The organism is Bradyrhizobium sp. SZCCHNR1051, from assembly GCF_032489615.1.
In the GTDB taxonomy this organism is placed as follows: domain Bacteria; phylum Pseudomonadota; class Alphaproteobacteria; order Rhizobiales; family Xanthobacteraceae; genus Bradyrhizobium.
Genome location: NZ_JAUEYJ010000052.1, coordinates 1 through 4817 on the forward strand (window position 1 = coordinate 1; position 4817 = coordinate 4817).

Here is a 4817-nt window from a genome sequence, read left to right on the forward strand (position 1 = left end):
AGGAGTGGAGAGGCTCGAACTCCCAACCCCCGGTTTTGGAGACCGGTGCTCTACCAATTGAGCTACACTCCTAGCGAGCCGGGACAGTGTCGCCGGTTCGCGCGCTTTGAAGCATAGACCTCCCCCCGAATGCAAGGGTGCAATGGGGCAAATCGACTGGTCAGACCACAACTTCCGCGCCAGACTTGATGCAAACCGACAACAGGACTTCAGGGAGAGCCCATGACCCCGCCGACTGCCGCATCCAGCGCGCACCTTTCCGCGCTCCGCTCGCTGACGCCGCCGCTGCCGGATGACCGCCCCGAGGCGCTGGGCCTGTCCCAGGCGCGGCTGCAGCGAGCTTCGGATGCGTTCAAGCGCGAGGCCGACAAGGGAACCATCCCCGGTGCCACCCTGCTGGTCGGCCGCCGCGGCCGGATCGGCTGGTTCGACGCCATCGGTCGGCAAGCGCCCGACGCCGACACGCCGATGCGACCGGATTCGATCTTCCGCATCTTCTCGATGACCAAGCCGATTGTCTCGCTCGGGATCATGATGCTGGTCGAGGACGGCGAGCTGTTGCTGTCCGACCCGGTCGCCAAGTTCATCCCGGAATTCGGCGAGCAGAAAGTGGGCGTCGAGACCGGTGGCAAGCTGGAGCTGGTACCGGTCGCCCAGCCGATGACGGTGCAGGACCTGCTGCGCCACACCTCGGGCCTGGCGTATGAGCACACCGGCACCGGGCCGGTGCACCGGCTCTACCAGCAATCGCGGGTGCGCAGCCGCAAGATCACCAATGCCGAGCACGCGACGATCGTCGCCGGCCTGCCGCTGATCTGCCAGCCGGGCGCCGAGTTCAACTACAGCCGCTCGACCGACATCCTCGGACGCATCATCGAGGTCGTCTCGGGCCAGACGCTCGGCCCCTTCCTCTCCGAGCGCATCCTCGAGCCGCTCGGCATGAAGGAGACCGGCTTCTCCACCGCCGAGGCGAATGCTGGCCGGCTGGCCGAGCCGTTCGCCAAGGACCCGTGGACCGGCGAGGCGGTCAACCTGTTCAAGATGACCGAGCAGCCGCTGATGGAATCCGGCGGCGGCGGGCTGGTGGCGACCACGATGGACTACGCCCGGTTCTGCGCGATGCTGCTCGGCAAGGGCAGCCTCGACGGCACCCGGCTGGTCGGCCGCAAGACGCTCGAGCTGATGGCCTCCGACCATCTCGGGCCGCACGTGAAGACGGTCGGAACCCTGCTGTCGCCCGGTCACGGCTTCGGCCTCGGCTTCGCGGTGCGCCGCGAGGCCGGCATCGCGCCCTTCCCCGGCTCGCCCGGCACCTTCTTCTGGAGCGGCATCGCCGGCACGTTCTTCTGGATCGATCCGAAGGAGGAGCTGTTCTGCGTGTTCATGGCCCAGGCCCCCGGACAGCGGGACTATCTGCGCACGCTGGTGCGCGACGTGGTGTACGCGGCGGTGGAGTGAGGGCGCCTGCTTCCTAGCACGGATGAGCGCAGCGACATCCGGGATATCCGCTCTCGTCATGTGACCCCGCATATCGCTTCGCTCATGCGGGCAACAACGCTGTGTTCGCGGCGAATGCGGGCCTGCCCCGTTTGCCCGGATGACGCGACAACCACTGCTGTCGTCCCGGCGAACGCCGGGACCCATACCGCGTGATTTGTCGAGGGACGTCACTGCCAGTTGCCGGCCTCATGCCGGCCGGTGGTTCTGGGTCCCCGCGTTCGCGGGGACGACACCGTTGGATGAGGCCATGGCACCGGCTCCACTGACAGCTCTCCTCAACTGATCGTCGCGCCGCCGTCGATCACCATGGTCTGGCCGGTCATGAAGTTGCCGGCGGCGGAGCCCAGGAAGACGGCGGCGCCCGCGATTTCGTCGGGGATGCCGATGCGGAGCAGCGGCGAGCGGGCGGTCGAGGCCTTCAGGTTCTCCGGATTGTCCCACAGCGCTTTGGCGAAATCGGTCTTGATCAGGCCGGGCGCGATGCAGTTCACGCGCACATTGTGCGGGCCGTATTCGCAGGCGAGGTTGCGCGCGAGCTGCATGTCGGCGGCCTTGGAGATCGCGTAGGCACCGAGGATGGTCGAGCCCTTCAGGCCGCCGATCGAGGAAACGATGATGATCGAGCCGTCCTTGCGCGCGATCATCTGCGGCACGACCATGCTGATCAGCCAGTTGTTGGCGACGATGTTGTTGTCGAGGATCTTGCGGAACTGATCGTCGGAGATGCCGGCGAGCGGCCCGTAATACGGGTTCGACGCGGCGTTGCAGACCAGCACGTCGATCTTGCCGTAGATGCGGTTGGCCTCGTCGACGAGGTTCTGCAGGTCCTCCTTGCTGGAGATGTTGGCGGCGACCGCGGCCGCGGTACCCGCTCCAAATCGCTCATTGAGCTCCTTGGCGACAGCATCGCAGACATCCGCCTTGCGCGAAGAGATCACCACCTTGGCGCCGTGCTCGGCCATGCGTTCGGCAATGGCGAGCCCGATGCCGCGCGTGGATCCGGTGATGACGGCGACCTTGCCGGTCATGTCGAACAGGGTCATTGGGAGTCCTCCTTGGCTTGTTGGAATGTCGTCGGCTCCGACGGCTCATTGTAAGTCCCGTAGCCCGGATGAGCGCAGCGACATCCGGGGTCTCACGTGCTGTCCCGGTGAACCCGCATGTCGCTTCGCTCATCCGGGCCACGGGATGCCTCACGCCAGCTTGCTCGTCGTCAGCTCCGGCCCGGCCGGCTGATGCATCGCCTTGTGCCTTGCATCCGCGATCCACGGCTGCTGATTGACCATTGGCAGGCGCCATGTGCTGGTCTCGCCGGCCACGATGTGGTCGAGCCGGGTCACCGAGCAATTGTCGATGTCGAAGGCCAGCCCCTTCTCGACCAGGCCGCCGAGCGCCAGGCCAACAGCCGCCTTGATGGTGCCGCCATGGCCGACGGCGATGACGTCGCGGCCGGCTTCCGAAACCGTGATGCGCGCAATCGCCGCTGTCACGCGGGTGTACAGATCCATGTAGCTCTCGCCGCCCGGCGCCGGCTCATCGATGTCGGCGAACCAGTGGCTGCCCGCGGGACGGCTGGCCAGGAACGCGGCGCGGTTCATGCCCTGCCATTGCCCGAGATGCTGCTCGGCAAAAGCGGCCTCCCTGATCATTGCTGCGGGACGCGGGAATCCGGCGGCCCAGATCGCCTCCGCCGTCTGATGCGTGCGCATCAGACTGCTCGCATACCACACCGCGCTGCGCGGCAGGATTTTCGCGACCGCCTCGAACACCTCGCGATCGGAGGTATCGCAGGCGATGTCCGACTGGCCGTAGATGTTGCCGCCGTCGCTGCGCACCGGCGCGTGACGCACCCACCACCAGCGCGTGGTGACGACAGAAGGTTTCGTTCCATCAGCCGACATCGCTCAGACCCTTCCCTCCGCTCGTCTCCCGCTGTACGTGAAGGCCTAGATCGTCTCAAGCCGCTTGGCGATCTCAGCACGTTTGAAACGGCGTTTGAATTCCGTTGCGCGGCACGCAACTGATTACAATTGAAGCAGGAGGAAACATGGGCCGCCTCGAAGGCAAATCCGTCATCATCACCGGCGCCGGCAGCGGCATCGGCCGCGCCGCATCGCTGATGTTCACCAGGGAAGGCGCGCGGCTGATCGCAGTCGATCGCAGCGAAGGCGTCAAGGAGACCGTCGAACTCGTCAAGCAGCAGGGCGGCATCGCGGAGGCCGTGATGGCTGACGCCGGTTCGGAAGCCGACGTGAGCGGCTTCATCGATCGCGCCGTTGCGACCTATGGCAAGCTCGACGTCATCTGGGCCAATGCCGGCATCTCCGGCGGCTTGATCCCGATCGCCGAGCAGACCGTCGAGCACTGGCAGGAGATCCTGCGCATCAACCTGATCGGCCCGTTCCTCGCGGTCAAACACGCGATGCCGCACATGGTGCGGCAGCAGCGCGGCGCCATCGTCTGCACGGCTTCCGTTGCGGGCCTGAAGTCGGGCGCCTCGGGCCATCCCTATGCCGCAAGCAAGGCCGGCGTCATCAGCCTGGTGCAGACCACCGCCTATTCGCTGTCCGGCACCGGCGTGCGCATCAATGCGGTCTGTCCCGGCCTGATCGAGACCGGCATGACCAAGCCGATCTTCGACGGCGCCAAGGAGCGCGGCACCGAAGGCAAGATCGGCCAGCTCAATCCGCTGAAGCGCGCCGGCCAGCCGCACGAGATCGCCGCCATGGCCCTGTTCCTCGCCAGCGACGAGGCCTCCTACGTCAACGGCCAGGCTTTCCCGGTCGACGGCGGCCTCACGGCATCGATGCCATACGCGGGAAAACCGATTTAGCCGGGTTGCCGCGCCAAACACCGGTGTCCTCCCGCAGAACGCCGGGACCCATATCCCCTGGCCGGAATGAAGCCCGCAACTGACAGCGACGTCCCTCGCCAGATCACGCGGTATGGGTCCCGGCGTCCGCCGGGACGACAGCTGTTGTTGCCGCGCCACTGCGGCCCGTTCAGCACAGCTGCGCGCAACACACTCCGCTGTCGTTCCCGCGAACGCGGGAACCCATGCCGCGGAATCGCGCGAGCAACGTGGCTGCCGGCTGTCCGTCAGGCGACGTTCCTTTCTGCAGCCGTCATTGCGAGCGCAGCGACGGAGTTCAATCATGATGACCGCGTGCAATCATGCAAAATTCTTCCCGCGGCGCCTTCGCGCCCGAGTGATCCCGAATTTCACCGCCCTCTCGCATCGAGGGCGCAGGGAAGGCCAGGCGTCGGCTGACGCCTGCGGCCCGCCTGCGAGAAAAAATGCAGGCGGCAGGTACCAC

Annotated in this window: 4 protein-coding genes and 1 tRNA gene; 2 read left to right on the top strand and 3 right to left on the bottom strand. The window is 66.3% G+C overall.

The genetic code is table 11. The features are described from left to right. A tRNA-Trp gene (locus QW868_RS33385) sits at positions 1–72 on the bottom strand. Between the two features lie 150 nt (positions 73–222). Here QW868_RS33385 and QW868_RS33390 point away from each other — a divergent pair. Further along, positions 223–1458 (top strand): serine hydrolase domain-containing protein, encoded by a 1236-nt coding sequence (locus QW868_RS33390; protein ID WP_316232561.1) that lies wholly within the window; start codon positions 223–225, stop codon positions 1456–1458. 317 nt (positions 1459–1775) lie between these two features. Here the strand turns inward: QW868_RS33390 and QW868_RS33395 are convergent, their stop codons facing one another. Together QW868_RS33395 and QW868_RS33400 are read right to left on the bottom strand one after the other, a co-directional pair. After that, positions 1776–2543 (bottom strand): SDR family oxidoreductase, encoded by a 768-nt coding sequence (locus QW868_RS33395; RefSeq protein ID WP_316232562.1) that lies wholly within the window; start codon positions 2541–2543, stop codon positions 1776–1778. A 150-nt stretch (positions 2544–2693) separates the two neighbouring features. Further along, positions 2694–3401 (bottom strand): histidine phosphatase family protein, encoded by a 708-nt coding sequence (locus QW868_RS33400; RefSeq protein WP_316232563.1) that lies wholly within the window; start codon positions 3399–3401, stop codon positions 2694–2696. A 146-nt stretch (positions 3402–3547) separates the two neighbouring features. Here QW868_RS33400 and QW868_RS33405 point away from each other — a divergent pair, with 146 nt between their 5' ends. Then, a complete protein-coding gene (locus QW868_RS33405) occupies positions 3548–4333 on the top strand; it encodes an SDR family oxidoreductase (protein ID WP_316232564.1) in 786 nt (261 codons plus the stop codon). Positions 4334–4817 lie beyond the last annotated feature (484 nt).

Coding starts and splice junctions, on each gene's coding strand:
- QW868_RS33395 (WP_316232562.1), bottom strand. CDS start 2,543: ATGACCCTGTTCGACATGACCGGCAAGGTCGCCGTCATCACCGGATCC.
- QW868_RS33400 (WP_316232563.1), bottom strand. CDS start 3,401: ATGTCGGCTGATGGAACGAAACCTTCTGTCGTCACCACGCGCTGGTGG.
- QW868_RS33405 (WP_316232564.1), top strand. CDS start 3,548: ATGGGCCGCCTCGAAGGCAAATCCGTCATCATCACCGGCGCCGGCAGC.
- QW868_RS33390 (WP_316232561.1), top strand. CDS start 223: ATGACCCCGCCGACTGCCGCATCCAGCGCGCACCTTTCCGCGCTCCGC.